Here is a 20,779-nt window from a genome sequence, read left to right as displayed (position 1 = left end):
GCCGCCTCCTTCAGTTGGTGTCCCAGAATCGCCAGCGGCGCCGGAGCGGTGCGCGGCGCGCCCTGGAGCGCAGCCGCAGCTGCAGCGTGCCGCACAGCTGCAGCAGCTCGGCGGCCAGCGCATGCTTGAACCACAGCACGCCGGCCACCCACAGCAGCAGCGCCCCGAAGCCGGCGGCCAGCAGCTGCAACAGCCCCGCTGGCAGCGCCATGCGCGCAGCCAGCGGGGCCAGCACCGTCAAGCCCGCCAACGCAGCGCTGCGCACCACCGCCGCGCACTGCGGTCTAAAGGGCAGCCCGCCCAGCCGCGCCAGACAGCGCCACGTCAGCCAGCTGCGCGCCAGCGTGCCGGCCAATACGCCCCAGGCCACATAATCCAGGCCCAGCGGCGCGGCCACCAGCAGCGCCGCGATGCGCAGCGGCACCGACACCGCGTCCAGCCGCGCCTGTGCCCGCACGTGTCCGCCCGCCAGGAACAGATAGCGGGCCATGCTGAACATGCTATACAGAGCGGAAGCGCCGCACATGACCTGGATCAAAGGCACTGCGGCGTCCCATTGATCGCCGTATAACAAACGCACCAGCGGCAGCGCCATCAGCCCCAGGCAGGCAAAAAATGGCCAGGCCAGCGCAGTCATGCAGCCGATGGTCTTCAGGTAGGCTTGCCGCGCGTCCTGTCCGGCGCGCGACTGCGACGCGTACAGCGCGTACGCCACCGGCGACACCGCGCTGGTGATGGCCTGGTTGAAGATGCTGATGACGCTTTGCGCCTTGCCATAGATGCCGGCGCCCGCCATGCCGATCAGCTTGCCCACGATCAGGTCCGGCGCCGCCACGCCGGCCTCGTCGATCAAGCCGCCCCCTGCCGCGTAGCCGCCGAAACGCAGCACACCGCCCGCGCCACGCCAGTGCGGCAGCCATGGCAGGCCGGGCGGCCGAACCGCCATGCTGGCCAGCAGCGCCGCGCCACTGGCGGCCACCGCGCCGCAGGCCAGGCTAAGGCTGCCCCAGCCTTGCCAGGCCAGCCAGATCGAACCAGCCGCCTGCGTTGCCGCGCCGCTGGCGTTGATGGCGAGGATGGCGCCGAAGCGCATTTGCCGCCGCAGCATGGCGATCGTGAGCGCGGTAAACGGCACCATCAGGAAATTCAGCGCCAGCAACTGCAGTACCGGCCGCAAGCCCGGCGCGCTGTAAAAGCGCGCCAGCGGCGCGGCCGCCAGCAGCACCAGCAGGCCCAGCGTCCAGGCGCTGCCCACGCTGACGCACAGCGCCGCCCTCAGCTTGTCCCGGGTCAGCTCCTTTTCCTGCATCAGGTACTGGCCCACGCCGAAATCGCGCAGCACCTGGGCCAGGCCGGCCAGCACGGCGGCGATCGAATACAGGCCGACCTCGGACGGTGTCAGCAAGCGCCCCAGCACCATGCTGCCGCCCAGTGCCAGGCCCAGCAAAATGTAGCGCTCGCCAAACGACAGCGCCAGCGAACGCCGCACGGCCATCGGGGCCGGCGGCGCCGCCGGCGCTTGCGCCGGCCTGCTCACACCAGCCCGCGGTAAAAGGCGTGCACCATCTGGCCGACCTGTTCCTGGCTGTACAGGCGCTCGACTTCGTGCCGTCCGCTGCGCCCCATGCAGGCGCGACGCTGCGGGTCGCGCAGCAGCGCCGCCACCGCGCGGCTCAGCGCATCCGCATCGTCCAGCGGCGCCAGCAGCCCGCCGGCGCTGCCGCGCAACACATCGGCCGTTCCCGGCACGTCGGTGCCGACGGCCGGCACGCCGCACGCCATGGCTTCGATGGTGGCAATGCCGAAGCCCTCGTTACGGCTCAGCAGGATATGCACGTCCAATCCCGGCAGCAAGCGTTCGACCGCGTGCTGGAATCCGGCGAACACCACGTACTCGGTCAGTCCCAGCTCGGCCGCCTGGCGCCGCAGCGCCTCTTCCAGCGGCCCCTCGCCCACCAGCACCAGGTATAGTTGCGGAAACTCCGCCCTGAGCGAAGCGAGCAGTGCCAAGGCCGCGTGGGGCCGCTTCTGGTCCGCCAGCCGCGCCACCGAACCGATCACCAGGCTGCCGGGCGGAATATGCCAGCCGCGTCTGGCCTCGGCGCGCAGTGCGCAAGACGGCCGGAAGCGCCGCGTGTCCACGCCGTTCGGTATCACCGCCAGCCGCGTGCCGGTCGGGATGTAGGGATGGTACAGCGCCATGAAGTGCTGCAGCGCCGATTCCGACACCGCGTAAATGCCGCGCACCGCGCTGAAGGCCTGCGTCAGCAAAGCGCGGTGCCATGCGCCATACTCCACCGGCGGGAAGGCGTTGTGCACGCTGATCACGGCTGGCAGGCCGCAGCGCTGCGCCAGCCACAGCGCCGAGGCGCCGTAGCCGGTCCAGCAAAAGGCCACGTGCACCAGGTCGGCCCGGTAGCGCACCAGCGTGCGCCGGGTCCACAGCGCGGCGCGCAGCCGGTTCAGGCGGCGCCAGCGCCATTGCTCAAAAAACAGCGGCACGCTCAGCACCGAGGCGGCGATGCGCTCGGCCCGCAAGTCGCGGCGCCAGGCGTCGCTGCCCGGGAAGCGGTGCAGCGCCAGCGTGCTGTCGCAGCCGGCCGCGTTCAGGAAACGCGCCTCTTGCGCCATGCGCATCTCCATGCCGCCCAGCGCGCCGGAGTAGCCGGTGATCAGCACCCGGCGTCCGCTGCCCGGCTGGCGGCGCCAGGCCTCGTACAGATACCCGCGCAGATACGCAATTTCCCAGCGCCGCAGGAATTGCTGGTCCGTATCGCGCAGCAGCAGCGCACGCGCCAGGCCCATGCCTTCCAGCGCCAGCCGCTTCCACATCCAGCGCGGCACCCGCAGCAGATAGGGATACGGGCCGCGCCCCGCATGGCTGTCCTGCCGGAATTTGCCCCGGCCAAAGCGCCAGGCCCGCGCCAGGATGTGACCGGCCTCGGCCTGGTGCGCGCGGATATGGTGCGCCACCCGCGCCGCCGGGCAGAACCACGGCAGGAAGCCGGCCTCGCTCAGGCGCCGTGTCAGCTGGGTCTCGCTGCCCATCGCGTATGCGCCGCCGTTCGGTCCCACGCTTTCATCGAAACGGTAGCCGGCCTCGAACACCGCGCGCCGCACCGCCATGTTGGCGCCCCACACCAGCCCGGGAAACACCGGCCCCTCCGGCAAGCTGGGCGAGGTGATGCCGAAGGTCATGCCCAGCGGTACCAGCCGCAGCACCCACTCCGGCGGCGGTTCGGCCCAGTCGGCGACGATGCTGCCGCCAAACACCGCGTAGCCGGGCTGGGCCTGGGCCGCTTCGGCCAGGCGCAGCAGCCAGTCCGGCGCCGGCGTGGCATCGTCGTCGGTAAACACGAACAGCCCGCCGTCGGGTTCAGCGTGCGCCAGGGCGCAGGCCAGGGCGCGGTTCAAGGCCACGTTCTTGCCCGGCCGCGCCTCATGCAGGCAGCACAGGGGCAAGCGCCCGGCATGGCTGTCGAGAATGGCGCGGGTCTGGTCGGTGCTGCCGTTGTCGACCACCAGCAAGCGCCAGCCCTGCGGCGGGATTGCCAAGGCGCAATACGCTTCCAGCACACGCGGCAAGGTGGCGGCGCCGTTGCGGGTCGCCATGATTACGGTAAGCAAGGCGGTTCTCCCCGGTTCGATGGTGCTAACCAGTCTACGGAGCGGCTGCCTGTTGCTCTTTGCGCTTACTCAAACCAGTGCTTGCGCCACCGCAAAGTACCATCCGCCGAGCCGGAGTCAAATGATCCGATGAAGACCGCAAACCGACTCCGCCGCACCGCCGCCCAGCTCGGCTGGCTCAATACCCTGTGCTACGGGCTGGACCGCCTGCTGTCCCGCCTCGGCTGGCGCCTGCGTAAGTACTACTTCGTGGCCCAGCCCATTGCGCAGTCCGCCGCTCCGCGCAAGCCGCGCAAGCCGGCGATCCCGGAGCGCGGCGCCATGTTCACGGTGCGGCTGGCCAGCGCCGGGCGCGACGTCCCGCTGGCCCATCCGCGGCCCCGCGCGGTGATCAGCCAGCGCTTTGCGCAGGGCGCGCAAACGCTGCAGGCCTGGCACGGCGACCAGCTGGCCGGCTTCCTGTGGTTCCTGCCGCACGCCTACCAGGAAGACGAGGTGCGCGCGCGCTACCGCCTGGCGTCGGCCCAGTCGCTGTGGGACTTCGACGTATACGTGGCGCCCGATTACCGGCTTGGCCCCTTGTTCCGCCGCCTGTGGAGCGAGGCCCATGCCATGATGCGCAGCCAGGGCATGCGCTGGACCTGCAGCCGCATTTCCGCCTACAACCCGGCCTCGCGCGGCGCCCATGCGCGGCTGGGCGCGGTCACGCTCGGTTCGGCCGTCTTCCTCACCTGCGGCGCATGGCAATGGACCTTCGCCACCCAGGCGCCTTATTTTCACCTGTCACGCAACCCCGCCGCCTTCCCCGAGCTGCTGTTCGACACCAGCACGCTGGAACCCGGCGCCAACCCGGAGCCGCCATGCCCTGTCTCGACGAACTGAACGACATCCTGCGCACCACGCTAGCGCTGCCGGCGCTGTCCATGGAAGCGGCCACGCCGCTGCTGGGCGCGCTGCCCGAACTCGATTCAATGAGCGTGGCCAGCGTCATCGCCGCGATCGAGAGCCAGTTCCACATCCAGGTCGAGGACGACGAAATCAGCGCCCGCCATTTCGAAACCCTGGGCAGCCTGGCTGCCTTCGTGCAATGCAAGCTCGCGGACTAGCCCATGAAACCGAATACCGCCATCTTGCTCGCTTCCGGCCTCGCGCTGCTGGCCCTGATCGCCGCAGCGGCGCCGGCCCGCGCCGACTGCCCGCCCTACGTCAAGACCGAGGTCGGCGGCGACTACAACGACGCCAACGACCGCCAGGATTTGCAGGTGGTCGAGAGCTACCATTTCACGCCCGCCGTGGAAAGCCTGAAGCATGGCAACCGCAGCTATCTGGGCGGCGACCTGTCGTACACGCTGGAGCACTTCCCGAATCACCCCCGCGCGCTGAGCTCGCTCGCCAAGCTGGCGCTGCGCGACAAGAACATGCAGCCGCAGGGCGCCAAATTCAGCGCCGACTGCTTTTTCCAGCGCGCGCTGGGCTACCGGCCCAAGGACGCCAAGGTGCATTCCATCTATGCCGGCTTCCTGCTGGCGCAGGACAAGCTTGACCTGGCGCGCGAGCACCTGGACATCGCAGTGCAACTGGAGCCGGAAAACGCCACCAGCCACTACAACCTGGGCTTGCTCCATTTCAAGAAGAAGGACTACGCCGCCGCGCGCCAGTCCGCCGAGCGCGCCTACAGCCTGGGCTTCCCCCTGCCCGGCTTGCGCAACAAGCTCACCGCTGCGGGCCAGTGGCGGGACTAGGCCGCGCCGGAGGGCGCCTACTTGATGCCGTGGTGGCTCATCAGGTCATATAGCGTCGGGCGGCTGACACCCAGCAGTTCCGCGGCGCGCAGGATGTTGCCGTCCACCCGCGCCAGCGCCTTGATCATTACCCTGTACTCGGCCGCGTCGCGCGCGCGCCGCAGATCGATGTTCTCCTCTTCCTGGCCCGCCACATGCGGCAGCCCCAGGTCTTCCAGCGTGATTTGCGATCCTTCGGCCATGATGACGGCGCGCTTGATGCAGTTTTCCATCTCGCGCACATTGCCCGGCCAGGCGTAGGCATCGATCGCGGCCAGCGCCTCCGGCCGGAAGTGCAGCGTGGGCCGGTGTTCGCTGACGCAGAAGCGGTTCTTGAAATGCTGGGCCAGCAGCACCCGGTCGCCCTCGCGCTCGCGCAGCGGCGGGATCGCCAGCACGATTTCACTCAGGCGGTAGTACAAGTCCTCGCGAAACTGCCCCTGCTCGGCCAGCGCCTTCAGGTTGCGGTGCGTGGCGCACACCACCCGCACGTCGACCGCGATCTCGGCCCGGCCGCCCACCCTTTCAATCACCCGTTCCTGCAGGAAGCGCAGCAGCTTGGCCTGCAGCGGCGCCGCCATGTCGCCGATCTCGTCCAGGAAGAAGGTGCCGCCATGCGCCAGCTCGATCTTGCCCAGGGTTTGCCGCACGGCGCCGGTGAACGCCCCTTTTTCGTAACCGAACAACTCGCTCTCCAGCAAGTGCTCCGGGATCGCCGCGCAATTGATGGCGACGAAGCGCCGCTCGCGGCGCCCGCTGAGCCGGTGCAGGCCGCGCGCCACCAGTTCCTTGCCGCAGCCGGAGTCGCCCAGCAGCATCACGCTGGCCGACGAGGGCGCCACCTTCTCCACGCTGCGGCACACCTTGAGCATGCCGGGATCGCGGCTGATGATGCCGGCCAGCGGTGAGTCGGCCTCGATCTGCAGCATGCGCTGGTTGTCCTGCTGCACGCCGTGCAGGAAGAAGGCGCGCTGGATCACCAGCCGCAGCAGGTCCGCATCGAGCGGCTTTTGCTGGAAGTCGTAAGCGCCCATGCCGACCGCCTTCAGCACATTGCCGCGGTCCTGATTGCCGGACAGGACGATGACCTTGGTCTCCGGCGCCGCCGTGATGATGTCGCGCAGCAGCGCCAGCCCCTCGGAGGCGCCGTCCGGGTCCGGCGGCAGGCCGAGGTCCATGGTCACCACGCAGGGCTGGTGCCGCCGCAGCTGGGCCAGCGCCTGCTCGCGCCGGTCCGCGACCAGCACGTCGTATTCGTCCAGCCCCCAGCGCAACTGCTTCTGCAAGCCCGGATCGTCCTCCACCACCAGCAATTTCTTTCTTGGCATGGTCGCTCCACAAATGTCCAGATAGGTCCAGATAGGGTCAGGCCGCCGCCTCGGCCACGGCGTACAGCGGCAGCGACACCCGGAACGTGGTGCCGCGCCCGCACTCGCTGCTCACTTCCAGCCGCCCGCCGATGCCGCCCAGGTATTCGCGGCTTTCGAACACGCCGATCCCCATGCCCGCCGCCTTGGTGGTGTCGAACGGCCGGAACAGGCGCTCGCGGATGAATTGCTCGCTCATGCCGGCGCCACTGTCGGACAGTTCGATCAGCGCGCTGTCGCCGTCGCGGCGCAGCAGCAGCGTCACACTGCCGTCGGGCGGCGTGGCTTCGATGGCGTTGAGGATCAGGTGGCCCAGCACGCGCTCCAGGCGGGTCCAGTCAGCCACCACGTGCAGGCTGGGGTCGAGCACCGTCAGCTGCGGGCGCGGCCGGGCGGCGGCGCGCGCCTGCACCGCTTGCGCCAGCACCTGGGCCAGCGGCAGGGGCACGTTGCGTTCCGGCGTGTCGCCGCGGCTGAGCTTTTGCAGCAGCAGCGTCATCTTGCGCACCGAATGGGCCAGGGTGTCCAGCATGTCCTGCTGGAACTGCGGATTGGCCTTGTGGCGCCCGGCGTTGGCCAGCAGCAGCGACAGCTGCGACACCAGGTTCTTCAGGTCGTGCACCACGAATGCCGACATGCGGTTGAGCGACTCGAACTGGCGCGCCACGGCCAGCGCATCGGACGATTCCTGGTGCGCCAGGTAACTGGCGGCCTGGCTGCCTGCAATCTTGAGCAGATCGCGCACTTCCCAGTTCAGCTCCAGCGCGGTGCGCGGCTGGGTCAACGCCACCAAGCCATACAACCGCCCGTGCAGCATCAGCGGCACCAGCAGCCACAGCTGCGGCACGCCCTGCAGCCACAGCGGCAGCTCCAGTCCGGCGTAGCGCTCCGGCTGCGCCAGGGTTTCCGGCACGTCCAGCACCCACTGGCGCTGCTCGAGAAACTGGCAGAAGGCGGCGCTGGTGTCGCCGTGCTGCCGCGCCAGGTTCCAGCTGGCCGCCGCCTCGCAGCGGTCGCCCGCCGTGTCGTGCCGCCGCAGCCACAAGGCCCCGGCTGGACTCTCCACCAGCGCGGCCAGCGCCTGCACCACGCGCAGTCCCAAATCCGGCCCATCCAGCGACAGCGTGCGCGTAAAGCGCTGCCACTCCTCGCGGTAGTCGAAACCGGTCTGGTAAAAATGTTTGCTGATGAACACTTTTGCGCGGGCGCGCATGGCGCCGGAGAACAGCACGCCTGCCAGTACGATAGCCGCGCCAGCCATCCATGCGGCTTGCATCAGCGGCCCCCAGGCCCCGCCGAAGCTGCGCAAGTACCAGGCGCAGCCAGCCATGGCCAGCAGGTACAGGGCGCTGCCGATCAGCGCTGCCGAGCGGAACAGCATCTGCCGAGACAGCGCCAGCCCTACCGTCCAGCGCGGATTGCGCGCAGCCGCCACCGCCAGCAGCGCCGCCGCGAAAGCGCACACCAGCCCGCGCGCCGCCCACAGCTCGCCGCTCATGCGCCGGAACAGCAAGGCGTCGCTGTACAGATAGAAATCGTACGCCAGCATCAGGCCAATGCCGAGACAGGCAAACTTGATGGCCCAGCGCTCGTGCGGCGGCGTACTGCGGTAGAGATGTTCCAACAGCAGCAGTCCGCCGACCGCCAGCACCACGTGGCAGATGAGGGGCAACAAGGCGTCGCGCGCAGCCGGCGCAGCGGACGGGCCGGCGGACGATGCGGCCTGCTGCGCGGTCTCTTGTGTTGCCTGCTGTGCTGCCAGTGGTGCCGCCGCCCGCCCGCCGGCCAGCTCACCATAGGCAAGCGGCAGCAGCGCCACCGCCACTGCCGCCGCCAGCAAGCCCCTGCGGGTGGGACCGCTGCGCGTCAGCAGCGACAGCAGGAATGCCAGCCAGGCGATGGTGCGTGCCGCCTCCAGCGCCTCTGCTACCGGCATCAGCCAGCCTGGCTGCGGGCGCGCGCCCCCCGTCACGGTGCCGGCAACGGCCGCCGCCATCGCGCGGCCCTCCGCTGCAGCGCCGGAGAACGCCGCAGCGGCGGCCGCCGCCGCCCACAGCGCCGTCAACAGACAGGCAGCGACCAGCGGCGTGGCGTGGCGGCCCTGGCGCCATCCGGGCAGCAGCAGCGCCGCCAGCAGAAGGAAGGTGAACGCCGCCAGGGCGTGGCTGGCGCCGGCGGCGAAGGGCGCGGACAAGGTGACCGTCTGCAGCATCATCGGCTCCCCTTGCCCAGCAGCACAACCTGCACCGTGTCGATCAGGATCAGCAGGTCGAGGAACAGACTATTGTTCTTTACATAATACAAATCGTATTGCAGCTTGCGCACCGCGTCGTCCACCGAGGCGCCGTACTGGTAGCGCACCTGCGCCAGCCCGGTAATGCCCGGCTTGATGCTGTGGCGCACATTGTAATAAGGCACCTGTTCGCCCAGCTGCCCGACGAAATACGCCCGCTCCGGACGCGGGCCGACAAAGCTCATCTCGCCGCGGAACACATTCAACATCTGCGGCAGCTCGTCGATGCGCAGCTTGCGTATCCAGTGCCCAACCCGGGTCACGCGCGGATCGTCCTGCGCGGCCCAGCGCGGCTTGCCGTCGCCTTCGGCGTCGCTGCGCATGCTGCGGAACTTCAGCACACTGAACAAACGCCCGTCCTTGCCCACCCGCTCCTGCTGGTAAAACACCGGTCCGCCGTCCTCGGCCACGATACAGGCCGCCGCCAGCAGCATCACCGGCATGGCGGCCAGGCAGATGGCCCCGCTCGCGGCCAGATCGAATGTGCGCTTCACACTTGCACGGAGGAAACTCTGGTCGAAGCCGCCGCCAAAGATCAGGTAGCTCGGCTGCAATGTATCGATGCGGATCTGGCATGCTTCGCGCTCGAAGAAGGCGGCCGCGTCCACCACCCGCACGCCGCCCAGCACACATTCGAGCAATTGCCGCACCGGGTAGGCGCCGCCGCGCCGGTCGCCCAGCGACACCACCACCTCGCCTGCGCCGTGCGCGCGCGCCAGCTCCAGCAGCGACGGTCCGGCCGGCAACAGGCAGGATACGGCCACCCGGCGCTCCTCGCCCGGCACCGACACGCAGCCCACCACGTGAAAGCGCTGAAAGCCTTGCTTGCTGACCGCCAGTTGCATGCATTCCTGCGCCAGCGCGCCATCGCCCAACAGGATCAGCCGGTCTGCCATGCGGTCGGTGCGCACCGTGGAAAACAGCAGCAGCCGGGTCAGCAGCACCGTCGCGCCGCCCAGCAGGAAGGCGAACGCGCCCAGCTGCGCCACGCGCAGTGCGGGCAGCATGCTGGACAGCGCGCTCAGCATCCCGAACGCCAGCAGCAGCGCCGGCACTATGCGCAGCAGCGTCTGGCGCAGCGCGTGGCCCGGGTGCAGCCGGAAGTCGGACTGGTACATGCCCAGCGTGCCCATGCTCAATACGATCAGCAGTGCAAACAGCAGCGCGCTCCAGTACACGCTGCCCGGCTTCACGGCGCGCTGCGCCTCGGCCAGCCAGGCCAGCGACGCCAGCCCGGCCGTGGCCAGCAACAGCATCACCTCCATCAGCAGCAGGATAAAGGCCATGCGCGGAACATAATGGTTGAAGATACGGATCACGGCTCACTCCCGCGCCCGTCGGATGGGCGCCCGCGCCACCGCGCCTGCAGTGGTTCAGCCATGATGCCGCGCACATTCGGCATGCGTCTTGAGCCGCGACAAGCCCGGCGCGCAGCAAACCCGCGCCAGATCAACATCGTGCGTAAAAATGGCCGGCGCATGACGCCTGGCGGCAAATCGTCTATAGTCTTGCTTCCCTACTCAGCAATGTGAACCGTGAACCATGAAATTTGATGTTGCGATTGTCGGCAGCGGCCTGGCCGGCCTGTCGGTGGCCTTGCACCTGGCCGAAACGCGCAAGGTGGCGATTATTTCGAAACGCGAGCTGCTGGATGGCGCCAGCAACTGGGCTCAGGGCGGCATTGCCGCCGTGCTCGACTCGGGCGACAGCCACGACCAGCATATTGCCGACACCCTGGTGGCGGGCGGCGGCCTGTGCGACGCCGATGCCACCCGCTTCATCGTGGAAAACGGCCGCGCCGCCATCGAATGGCTGATCGAACAGGGCGTACCCTTCACGCGCGACGACAGCGCCGAGCTCGGTTTCCACCTGACACGGGAAGGCGGCCACAGCCAGCGCCGCATCATCCACGCCGCCGACGCCACCGGCCACGCGGTGCAGGTCACGCTGGAACAAAAAGTACGCGCCCACCCCAACATCAGCCTGTTCGAGCACCACTGCGCGATCGATCTGATCACTTCCGACAAGCTGGACGCCAAGTCGCAGCACCGCAACCTGCAGCCCAAGTGCCACGGCCTGTACGTGCAGGACGTGCGCAGCGGCGAGGTGCACACCGTTGCCGCCGAGCACACCGTGATGGCCACCGGCGGCGCCGGCAAGGTTTATCTGTATACCACCAACCCGGACACCGCCAGCGGCGACGGCATCGCCATGGCATGGCGCGCGGGCTGCCGGGTCGCCAACATGGAATTCATCCAGTTCCATCCGACCTGCTTGTACCACCCTTACGCCAAGTCCTTCCTGATCACCGAAGCGATCCGCGGCGAAGGCGGCCTGCTGAAACTGCCGCCCGAAGCGGGCCCGGCGGCCGGCATGCGCTTCATGCTGGCGCACGACGAGCGCGCCGAACTGGCGCCGCGCGACGTGGTGGCGCGCGCCATCGACTTCGAAATCAAGAAACGCGGCCTGGATTATGTGCACCTGGACATCAGCCACAAGCCGGCCGCCTGGCTGATCGAGCACTTCCCCACCATCTATGCGCGCTGCCTGGAGCTGGGCATCGACATCACCAAGGAGCCGATCCCCATCGTGCCGGCCGCGCACTACACCTGCGGCGGCGTGGTAACCGACCTGCAAGGCCGCACCGACCTGCCCGGCCTGTACGCCGTGGGCGAAACGGCCTGCACCGGCCTGCACGGCGCCAACCGCCTGGCCTCGAACTCGCTGCTGGAATGCGTGGTGATCGGCCGCGCCTGCGCGCAAGATATCGAAAGCAAGGAACGGGTGGGCGCCCCTTACCTGCCGGACTGGGACGAGAGCCGGGTGACCGATGCCGACGAGGAAGTGGTGATCGCCCACAATTGGGACGAGCTGCGCCGCTTCATGTGGAACTATGTCGGCATCGTGCGCACCACCAAGCGCCTGGAGCGGGCGCAGCACCGCATCGCGCTGCTGAAGGAAGAGATCGACGAGTACTACCGGAATTTCCGCATCACCAGCGACCTGCTGGAGCTGCGCAACCTGGTGGACGTGGCCGGCCTGATCGTCAACAGCGCGCTGCAGCGCCGCGAGAGCCGCGGCCTGCACTTTAGCCGCGACTATCCGGAAACGCTGCCGAAGGCGCTGCCCAGCATCCTGACGCCGACCCGGCGTTAAGGAATATCCACGTCGTAGCGCAGGCTAAGGCGCTTCAGCTCGCCGCTTTCGATCAAGGCGTCGAACGCGCTGTCAAAGCTGGCGCGGATGGCGTCGTGGCTGGCGCGCCTGGGAAAGGCGAAATAGCCGTCCTGCACCTGGATCACCTGCGGCAGCGCCAGCACCTGCCCGTTCAGCTTCAGCGCCGCCAGCACCGGCTCGGTATTGCGCCGGTTGCTGGCGAACAGGGCCACATGCTTGTAGGTCAGCATCAGCAGCCCGTTTTCCACGTTGTTGGCCACGCTGATGCGCAGGCGCGGACGGGCCGCGTCGAAGCCGGCGCCGTAGGCCCAGCCGTTCATGACCACGATGGATTTGCCTTCCAGCGCCGCGTAGTCGCCCTGCCAGCCGTGCCCCGCGCCGGCCAGCGTGTAAAACACCATGTCGTCGCGGTAAAAGGCCGAACGCGAAAACGCCATCCGCTCCAGCCGCTCGGCCGATTTGTAGGGCCCGACCAGAATATCGGCCAGTCCCTGCGCCACCATGGCCTGCGCCCGCGCCCACGGATACAGCTCGAAACGCACCGTGTCCTTGTTGCGGCGCGCCACCATGCGCACTATGTCCGGCCCCATGCCGGTAAATTCGCCGTCCGCGCGGCGCTCGTACACGCGCTCGAAATGGGCGCCGACCACCACCAGCTCGCGCGCACCGGCGCCGGCCGCCGCCAGGGCCAGCGCCAGGACCAGCGCGGCAGCCGCCGCGGCCGGATTGAGTAGTCTGTGCATTGAATCTCCTATGCGCACATGATACCCAAGAGCATGGACTAGTCAAAAGAATTGCATTAACGTATGGTCATGACAACACATGACCACCTTCGCGCCGCCCGCCTGGACGACGTCCCCCGCATGGAAGCGCTGATCGCCGAGGCCGGCATTGCGCTGAGCGCGGGCTACTATACCCCGGAGCAGGCGCAGGCGGTAACGCGCCACGTGTTCGGGGTGGATACCCAGCTGATCGAGGACGGCACCTATTTCATTATCGAGCGCGACGGGGAGGCGGTGGCCTGCGGCGGCTGGAGCAAGCGCGCCACGCTGTTTGGCGCGGACCGCACCAAGACCGGGCCGGACCGCCTGCTCGACCCGGCGCACGAGGCCGGCCGCATCCGGGCCTTCTTCGTGGCGCCGTCGGCCGCCCGGCAAGGCTTGGGCCGAATGCTGATGGAGCATTGCCAGCGCGCAGCGGCTGCGCAGGGCTATCTGACGCTGGAACTGGCGGCCACCATGCCCGGCGTGCCGCTGTACCTGGCCAGCGGATTCGAGGTCGTCGAACCGTTTGAAATTACGCTGCCGGGCAGCGTCAGCGTACCGCTGGCCCGGATGCGCAAGCCGATAGGCTAGCGTCCGCTCAGGCGTTGAAGCCCTTGCCTTCGGCAGCGAGCTTCACCAGCAGCGGCGCCGGCTTCCACGCTTCGCCGTGGCGCCCGCGCGCCAGGCGCTCTATGGTGCCCAGCACGTTCGGCAGGCCCACTGTGTCGGCGTAGAACATCGGACCGCCACGGTGCAGCGGGAAGCCGTAGCCGGTCAGGTAGACCATGTCGATATCGGAAGCGCGCATGGCAATGCCCTCTTCCAGGATCTGCGCGCCTTCGTTCACCAGCGCGTACACCAGGCGTTCGACGATCTCCTGGTCGCTGATCTTGCGGCGCACCACGCCGATGTCTTGCGAATGCTTGACGATCATGGCGTTGACCTCCTCGTTCGGATAGGCCTTGCGGTCGCCTGCCTTGTAATCGTACCAGCCGCCGCCGGTCTTCTGGCCATAGCGGCCCATTTCGCACAGCAGGTCGGCGGTCTTCGAGTAGGTGATCTCGGGCGATTCCACATAGCGGCGCTTGCGGATGTACCAGCCGATGTCGTTGCCGGCCAGGTCGCCCATGCGGAACGGCCCCATGGCGAAGCCGAACTTTTCCACCGCCTTGTCCACCTGCTCCGGCAAGCAGCCCTCTTCCAGCAGGAAGCCGGCCTGGCGGCTGTACTGCTCGATCATGCGGTTGCCGATGAAACCATCGCACACGCCCGACACCACGCCGGTCTTCTTCAGTTTTTTCGACAGCGCCAGGGTAGTGGCCAGCACGTCCTTGCCGGTGGCCTTGCCGCGCACGATTTCCAGCAGCTTCATCACGTTGGCCGGGCTGAAGAAGTGGGTGCCGATCACGTCCTGCGGACGCCCGGTGAAGGCGGCGATCTGGTCCACGTCCAGGGTCGATGTGTTCGACGCCAGGATGGCGCCCTGCTTCATCACCTGGTCCAGCTTGCGGAACACGGCTTCCTTCACGCCCATGTCCTCGAACACGGCCTCCACCACGATATCGGCGTCGCCGATTTCCTCGTAATTCATGGTGCCGCTGATCAGGGCCACGCGCTGGTCGAACTTCTCCTGCGTCAGCTTGCCCTTCTTCAGCGTGTTTTCATAGTTCTTGCGGATCGTGGCCAGGCCCTTTTCCAGCGCCTCGGCCTTCATCTCCAGGATGGTGACCGGGATGCCGGCATTGGCGAAGTTCATTGCAATGCCGCCGCCCATGGTGCCGGCGCCGATCACGGCAGCCTTCTTGATGGCGCGGATCGGGGTGTCGGCCGGCACGTCCTGCACCTTGCTGGCCTGGCGCTCGCTGAAGAAGGCGTGGCGCAGCGAATTCGATTCGCTGGTCTGGATCAGCTTGAGGAAGCGCTCGCGCTCGAACTTCAGGCCGTCCTCGAACTTCATGCTCACCGAGGCGGCCACGCATTCCACGCATTCCAGCGGCGCCGGGAACGGGCCGGACATGGCTTTTACCGTATTGCGCGAGAACTGCAGGAAGGCTTCGTGGTTCGGGTAGTCCACCTTGCGCTCGCGCACTGTCGGCAGCGGGCGCGCATCGGCGACTTTGCTGGCGAAGGCAAGCGCCGATTCCAGCAAATTGGCGTCGGCCGCGAACACTACGTCGAAGATGGCGGTCTTGGCCAGCTTCTCGGACGCCACCGGGGTGCCCGAGACGATCATGTTCAACGCCATTTCCAGGCCCAGCACGCGCGGCAGGCGCTGCGTGCCGCCGGCGCCGGGCAGCAGGCCCAGTTTCACTTCCGGCAAGGCAATCTGCGCGCCCGGCATGGCGACCCGGTAATTGCAGCCCAGCGCCAGCTCCAGCCCGCCGCCCATGCAAACGGTGTGAATGGCCGCCACCACCGGCTTGGTCGATTCCTCCACCGTGCGGATCAGGGAATGCAGGCTGGGCTCGGCCAGCGCCTTGGGCGAGTTGAATTCCTTGATGTCGGCGCCGCCGGAAAAGGCCTTGCCCGCCCCCGTGATGACGATGGCCTTGACGGCATCGTCCGCCAGCGCCTGCTGCATCCCCTGCACCGCTGCGCTGCGGGTGGCGTGGCCCAGGCCGTTGACCGGCGGGTTGTTCAGCGTGATGACGGCTACGGAGCCGTGAACCTGGTATTCGGCACTCATGTCTCTTCCTTCTTGTAAGTGTAAATGTTCAGTGGGGAGCGGCTTGCTAAGGCCTCACTATACCTCAAAAAAACGCACGGTCGTGTTATTTTTTGACGGGTGCGCAAGCGGCGGCGCGCCACCCATGCCATCCTGCAAATCGTTTCGCAGGAAACATACACCGTAATTGATCATTCTCTATATGCCGCTTGCCTTTATGTTGTACCGGGAAAATAATGATGAGGATCAATTTGCTGTGCGCCGCAATATGAATTCTCACCAAATATAACAAGTGGTTATCAATCCGCTAGTAACACATCCTGTTATAACGCAGGAATTAACATTTAAGGAATCGCCATGGACATGAATGCCCCTAGCCAAATCCAATCCCAAGACCTGGATCTGCAAGCAATCAACGCCGCGCTGAACCGTGTACAGGCCGTGATTGAATTCGACCTGGAAGGCAATATCCTGCATGCGAACGAGAACTTCCTGCGCACGCTAGGGTATACGCTGGAGGAAGTACAAGGCAAGCATCATTCCATGTTCTGCGAACCGGAATACGTGAAGACGGCCGAGTACCGCAACTTCTGGCTGCGCCTGGCTGCCGGAGAATTCGAGCAGGCCGACTACAAGCGGCTGGGCAAAGGCGGCCGGGAGATCTGGATCAGCGCCTCCTACAATCCCATCATGGACGGCAGCGGCAAGCCCTACAAGGTGATCAAATTCGCCACCGACATCACCGCCGCGCGCCAGCGCAGCGCGGAGTACGAGAGCAAGCTTACCGCCATCGGCAAGGCCCAGGCAGTGATCGAGTTCGACACCAATGGCTGCGTACTGGAAGCCAATGAGAACTTCCTGAAAGTAATGGGATACACGCTGGAAGAGATTCAAGGCGAGCACCATCGCATGTTTTGCGAACCGGACTACACCAATAGCCTGGAGTACAAGAAATTCTGGCAAAAGTTAAATCGGGGTGAATTCGATTGCGGCCGCTACAAGCGGATTGGCAATGGTGGCAAGGAAATATGGATACAAGCCACATATAATCCTATTCTGGATTTGAATGGCAAACCATATAAGATAGTGAAATTTGCCAGCGACGTCACCGAGCAGGTACGACTGGAACACAGCACCAAGGTCAAGGCCGAGTCCGACGGCCGCAAGGTCGACCTGCTGCTGGCCTCCGTGGCCAAGGCCGCGCAAGGCGACCTGAGCTGCAACGTGCAGGTGGAAGGCGACGAACCGCTCGACGAACTGGGACGCGGCATCGGCAAAATGATCACCGACCTGCGCGGCGTGATCGGCAAGGTGGTGACCTCGGCGGGCAGCTTCGCGCAAGCCTCGCAGGCCATCGCGGAACGCTCCAGCGGCGTGGCCACCGGCACCCAGGCCCTGGGCGCCACCGTGGAACAGATGAACGCTTCCATCGACGGCTTGACCAATTCCATCAACTCGATTGCCGAAAACACCGGCAATGCCGACCACCTGGCCAAGGCCACCCAGCACGAGGCGGAAGCGGGCGCCAAGGCGGTGGCCAAGTCGATCGAAGCGATGGAGCTGATCAACCGCTCCTCCGAGGACATCGGCGAAATCGTCAAGGTCATCAGCGAGATCGCCAACCAGACCAATATGCTGGCCTTCAACGCCGCCATCGAGGCGGCGCGCGCGGGCGAGCACGGCCTGGGCTTCTCGGTGGTGGCCGACGAGGTGCGCAAGCTGGCCGAGCGCTCGTCCCAGGCCACCAAGGAAATCTCCAAGCTGATCAACGAGTCGGTCAAGCGCGTGACAGCCGGCAGCGAGATCTCGCGCCAGGCCAGCGACGCCTTCGACAAGATCGTCAGCGGCGTCTCGCGCACCACGCTGGCCATCTCGGATATTGCCAAATCGGCCAACGAGCAGCTGCTCACCGCCAAGGAGGTGAGCACCGCCATCCAGTACATTGCCGAGGAGACGGAAAAGTCGGCCGCCAACTGCGACAGCATTGCCCGCTCCACGGACAAGCTGAAGCAAAGCGCGACCGACCTCAACCACATCGTGTCCGGCTTCGTGGTGTAGGCCGTGGCCAGCGTTGCCGAACTCAGCCCCGTCACACTGGCGGCGCTCATTGCGCTGGTGCGCAAGCACACCGGCATCGCCATGAACGAGCGCAAGAGCGTGCTGCTCGAGCGCCGCCTGCGCCCGCGCATGGCCGCGCTGGCGCTGGGCAGCTACCAGGCCTATATGGAGCGGGTCGAGAGCGACCGCAGCGAAGTGCCGCACTTTATCGACCTGGTAACCACCAACGACACGCAATTCTTCCGCACGCCGCACATTTGGGAGTACCTGGCCAAGCGCTTCCTGCCCGAGTGGCAGCGCAGCCATCCGGACCAGTGCCTGAACATCTGGTCCGCCGCCTCCGCCAGCGGCGAAGAGCTGTATTCGGCCGCCATGCTGTGCGAGGAATTCCAGCTCCTGCACGGCCCTCTGCGCTATCGCATCCTGGCCACCGACATTTCGCAGCAGATGCTGGCGCTGGCGACGGCCGGCCAGTACGGCGGCCGCTCGGTGGAACGGCTGCGGGCCTCGCACCCGGCCCTGTATGCACGCTATTTCGTGTCCAACACGGCTGGCGCCCGCGTGCGGGACGAGCTCAAGCGCAACGTCACATTCTGCCGCCACAACCTGCTGCAGCCGCTGCGGCCCGCCCAGCAGTTCGACCTGATCCTGCTGCGCAACGTGCTGATTTATTTTGACGCGGAACACCAGCAGACCGTGCTCGACTGCGCGCGTCCCAGCATGAAACCGCATGCCCGCCTGATCCTCGGCGAATCCGAAAGCATCCAGCGGCTGGCGTCGGACTACAGCTACGACGCTCCCATGATCTACTCCCTGCGCGCGGGCCAGCCATGACCGCACCGCACGCCAACCAGGCTTGCCTCGACGACAAGCCAGCCCGCGACGCGCTTGCCGGGGAGGCGCTTGCCGGCGGTGAACTGCTGCAAGTCGGCATCGGCCAGCTGAAGGTGGCGGGACGCGCCGGCCAGCTGCAGGCCGTGCTGGGCTCCTGCATCGGTATCGCCTTCATCTGGGAAAAAGGCGGCCGCTGCGGCCTGGCGCACTGCCTGCTGCCCGAACCGCGCGGCGCATGCGAAGCCGCCACCGGGGCCCGCTACGTCAGCCAGGCCGTGCCGTCTCTGCTGCGGCTGATGGGCGCGCGCCAAGCGGACTATCCCGACATCACCGTGGTGCTGGCCGGCGGCGCCAGCATGCTCTGCTCCAAGCGGCTCTGCGTGGGACAGGAGAACGCCGCGGCCGCCCGCAAATACCTCGGCCAGTGCGGCCTGGAGGTGCGCTACTGCGAGCTGGGCGGCCGTCACGGCCGCCAGCTGCTGATCGACTGCGCGCGCCACAGCTACATCATCAAGGACATTACGCCATCGCGCCAGGAAGCCATCCATGAACACCATTGAAAACCTGAACATCCCGCTGCCACCACCCGGCGACGGCGCCGGCCCGCTCCCTGCGGGCACGATGAGCGAGCTGGCCAGCGCCGCCGCCAATGCCGCCGCCGTGGCCGCCTCGGCCGTCAAGGCCGCCTCTGCCTCGGCCGCGGCGACCGAGTTGTACGGCTCCTTCTTCCTCGGCCCCGACGAATTCGCGCTGCCTGCAGTCTGCATCCGCGAAGTGGTCAACCTGCCCGCCAAGATCAGCGCCCTGCCGCTGTCGCCGGCCTACCTGGAAGGCATGTTCACGCTGCGCGGCACGGTGATCCCCATCGTCAACCTGGCACGCCTGTTCAATCCCGGGGCGGGCCCGGCCGTGGCCGGCAACAAGGTCGCTATCATCGAGCACCAGGACGTGCTGGTCGGCATGCTGTTCGACGACACCGGCGAGATCCTGCGCGTACGCCCTGAACAGCGCAGCGTGCTGCAGTACGCGCCCGGCGCCACACCCGGCGTGATCGCCGGCGCCATCCTGCTCGACCAGGGCAACCGCCTGCTGCAGGTGCTGGACGCGAACCAGCTGGTGCGCATCGAAAACGTGCCGCAGGTGCTGTCGCTGCGCGCCAGCGGCCAGCAGCGCCTGCAGCGCGCGCAGGCGCAGGGCGAGCGCCGCCGCTGCGTCAGCTTCCGCTCGGCAGGCACCAGCTTCGCCTTCGAGATGGCTGCCATCCAGGAAATCGTGCGCGTGCCGGAACTGCAGCCTTCGGTACTGGCCGGCAAACTGTGCCTGGGGCGCATGAACTTCCGGGGCAACCCGGTCGCCGTGGTCGACTTCGCCGCCTTGCTGAGCGCCGGCGCGTCCACCCGCAGCAGCGACGCGGCCGACCCGGACCAGCGCATCGTGGTCACCCGCATCGGCGACGCCACCATCGCCTTCCTGGTCGACTCGGTCGACAGCATCATCCATTTCTACAACGACGACGTGCTGCCTATCCCGCTGCTGAGCAAAGCGCGGGCCGGGATGTTCGGCGGCTGCCTGTCGCGGCCCGATGCGCGCCCCGAACAGCACGACGTGATCCTGCTGGACCACGCCGGCATCTTTTCCCACAGCGAGATCGCCGAAATGCGCCAGGGGCACGCCAACCTGTACCCGCTGGACGGCCAGCATGGCGCCGCTCACGGCAAAGGCAGCTGCCACGGCGCCCGCAAGGTCTATCTCACCTTCCGCATCGAACAGGCATTCGCCGTGGAAATCACGCAGGTGCGCGAGATCATCAAGTTCTCCGACAACATCACCCGCCCGCCGGGCACCCCCGACTACATGCGCGGCGTGCTCAACCTGCGGCAACTGATGGTCAGCGTGATCGACCTGCGCAGCCTGTACGGCATGCCGAACATGGAGCCGACCGAACAGTCGCGCATCCTGATCGTCGAACGCGGCCAGGAACGCTACGGCCTGCTGGTGGACGGCGTGGAAGACATCATCACCGTCACCGACAGCCAGCGCTTCGCAGCGCCGCGCCTGATGCGCAGCGCAACGGCCGGCGCCAGCCTGCAAGGCGACACCGCCGAAGTGATCAACATCGAGAAAGACGACGGCAGCCGGCTTTCCTTCAGCGTTTTCGACTGCGGCAGCCTGATCGACAAGCTGGCCCGCCTGCTGCCTTAGCCCGCCGTTCC

The 20,779-nt window shown here is 67.1% G+C and carries 16 protein-coding genes; 9 read left to right on the top strand and 7 right to left on the bottom strand.

Going from position 1 to position 20,779, the window contains the following annotated elements; all coding sequences use genetic code 11:
• Positions 1-10 precede the first annotated feature (10 nt).
• Together AC6H42_RS01790 and AC6H42_RS01785 are read right to left on the bottom strand one after the other, a co-directional pair.
• Positions 11-1,537: a lipopolysaccharide biosynthesis protein gene (locus AC6H42_RS01790; RefSeq protein WP_497547279.1), complete on the bottom strand. Its 1,527-nt coding sequence runs from the start codon at positions 1,535-1,537 to the stop codon at positions 11-13.
• Complete coding sequence (locus tag AC6H42_RS01785; protein WP_497547278.1) at positions 1,534-3,627, bottom strand: glycosyltransferase; 2,094 nt, start codon at positions 3,625-3,627, stop codon at positions 1,534-1,536. Before AC6H42_RS01785 ends, AC6H42_RS01790 begins: the two co-directional genes overlap by 4 nt.
• Positions 3,628-3,756: 129 nt before the next feature.
• On the opposite strand from AC6H42_RS01785, the gene AC6H42_RS01780 reads away from it, so the two are divergent.
• Genes AC6H42_RS01780 through AC6H42_RS01770 form a run of 3 tightly spaced genes read left to right on the top strand, consistent with a single transcriptional unit; the run spans position 3,757 to position 5,369 of the window.
• Entirely contained in the window at positions 3,757-4,509 is a 753-nt protein-coding gene (locus tag AC6H42_RS01780; protein WP_497547277.1) for a GNAT family N-acetyltransferase, read from the top strand.
• A complete protein-coding gene (locus tag AC6H42_RS01775) occupies positions 4,488-4,733 on the top strand; it encodes an acyl carrier protein (protein ID WP_497547276.1) in 246 nt (81 codons plus the stop codon). Before AC6H42_RS01780 ends, AC6H42_RS01775 begins: the two co-directional genes overlap by 22 nt.
• Before the next feature lie 3 nt (positions 4,734-4,736).
• Complete coding sequence (locus AC6H42_RS01770; RefSeq protein WP_497547275.1) at positions 4,737-5,369, top strand: tetratricopeptide repeat protein; 633 nt, start codon at positions 4,737-4,739, stop codon at positions 5,367-5,369.
• A 17-nt stretch (positions 5,370-5,386) separates the two neighbouring features.
• On the opposite strand, the gene prsR is transcribed toward AC6H42_RS01770, so the two are convergent.
• The 3 genes from prsR to AC6H42_RS01755 are packed head-to-tail and all read right to left on the bottom strand — an operon-like array spanning position 5,387 to position 10,387.
• Positions 5,387-6,736, bottom strand: a complete 1,350-nt coding sequence (gene prsR, locus AC6H42_RS01765; protein WP_497547274.1) for a PEP-CTERM-box response regulator transcription factor — start codon at positions 6,734-6,736, stop codon at positions 5,387-5,389.
• Positions 6,737-6,773: 37 nt separating this feature from the next.
• On the bottom strand, positions 6,774-8,990 hold the full coding sequence (gene prsK, locus AC6H42_RS01760) for an XrtA/PEP-CTERM system histidine kinase PrsK (protein WP_497547273.1): 2,217 nt from the start codon (positions 8,988-8,990) through the stop codon (positions 6,774-6,776).
• Entirely contained in the window at positions 8,987-10,387 is a 1,401-nt protein-coding gene (locus AC6H42_RS01755; protein WP_497547272.1) for a TIGR03013 family XrtA/PEP-CTERM system glycosyltransferase, read from the bottom strand. Before AC6H42_RS01755 ends, prsK begins: the two co-directional genes overlap by 4 nt.
• 223 nt (positions 10,388-10,610) lie before the next feature.
• Here AC6H42_RS01755 and nadB point away from each other — a divergent pair, with 223 nt between their 5' ends.
• The gene (gene nadB, locus AC6H42_RS01750) at positions 10,611-12,224 is read left to right on the top strand and encodes an L-aspartate oxidase (RefSeq protein ID WP_057156626.1); all 1,614 of its coding nucleotides are present in this window, start codon (positions 10,611-10,613) and stop codon (positions 12,222-12,224) included.
• On the opposite strand, the gene AC6H42_RS01745 is transcribed toward nadB, so the two are convergent.
• Positions 12,221-12,988 carry a substrate-binding periplasmic protein gene (locus AC6H42_RS01745; RefSeq protein ID WP_497547271.1) on the bottom strand — a complete coding sequence of 256 codons (768 nt, stop codon included), beginning with the start codon at positions 12,986-12,988 and terminating at the stop codon, positions 12,221-12,223. The two genes, nadB and AC6H42_RS01745, sit on opposite strands and share 4 nt — an antisense overlap.
• Positions 12,989-13,057: 69 nt before the next feature.
• Here AC6H42_RS01745 and AC6H42_RS01740 point away from each other — a divergent pair, with 69 nt between their 5' ends.
• Positions 13,058-13,600: a GNAT family N-acetyltransferase gene (locus tag AC6H42_RS01740; protein WP_057156779.1), complete on the top strand. Its 543-nt coding sequence runs from the start codon at positions 13,058-13,060 to the stop codon at positions 13,598-13,600.
• 7 nt (positions 13,601-13,607) lie between these two features.
• Here the strand turns inward: AC6H42_RS01740 and AC6H42_RS01735 are convergent, their stop codons facing one another.
• On the bottom strand, positions 13,608-15,695 hold the full coding sequence (locus tag AC6H42_RS01735) for a 3-hydroxyacyl-CoA dehydrogenase NAD-binding domain-containing protein (protein WP_497547270.1): 2,088 nt from the start codon (positions 15,693-15,695) through the stop codon (positions 13,608-13,610).
• Between the two features lie 342 nt (positions 15,696-16,037).
• Between AC6H42_RS01735 and AC6H42_RS01730 the strand changes: the two genes are divergently transcribed.
• The 4 genes from AC6H42_RS01730 to AC6H42_RS01715 are packed head-to-tail and all read left to right on the top strand — an operon-like array spanning position 16,038 to position 20,768.
• A complete protein-coding gene (locus AC6H42_RS01730; protein ID WP_497547269.1) occupies positions 16,038-17,732 on the top strand; it encodes a methyl-accepting chemotaxis protein in 1,695 nt (564 codons plus the stop codon).
• 3 nt (positions 17,733-17,735) lie between these two features.
• The gene (locus AC6H42_RS01725) at positions 17,736-18,566 is read left to right on the top strand and encodes a CheR family methyltransferase (protein ID WP_497547268.1); all 831 of its coding nucleotides are present in this window, start codon (positions 17,736-17,738) and stop codon (positions 18,564-18,566) included.
• A complete protein-coding gene (locus tag AC6H42_RS01720) occupies positions 18,563-19,126 on the top strand; it encodes a chemotaxis protein CheD (protein WP_497547267.1) in 564 nt (187 codons plus the stop codon). The genes AC6H42_RS01725 and AC6H42_RS01720 overlap by 4 nt, the downstream gene beginning before the upstream one ends.
• A complete protein-coding gene (locus tag AC6H42_RS01715) occupies positions 19,113-20,768 on the top strand; it encodes a chemotaxis protein CheW (RefSeq protein WP_229418265.1) in 1,656 nt (551 codons plus the stop codon). Before AC6H42_RS01720 ends, AC6H42_RS01715 begins: the two co-directional genes overlap by 14 nt.
• Positions 20,769-20,779: the final 11 nt, after the last annotated feature.

This window comes from Massilia sp. NBRC 108631, assembly GCF_059704565.1.
The sequence above is the reverse complement of the archived record's forward strand: the minus strand, read 5'-3'. Positions and strand labels throughout refer to the sequence as shown.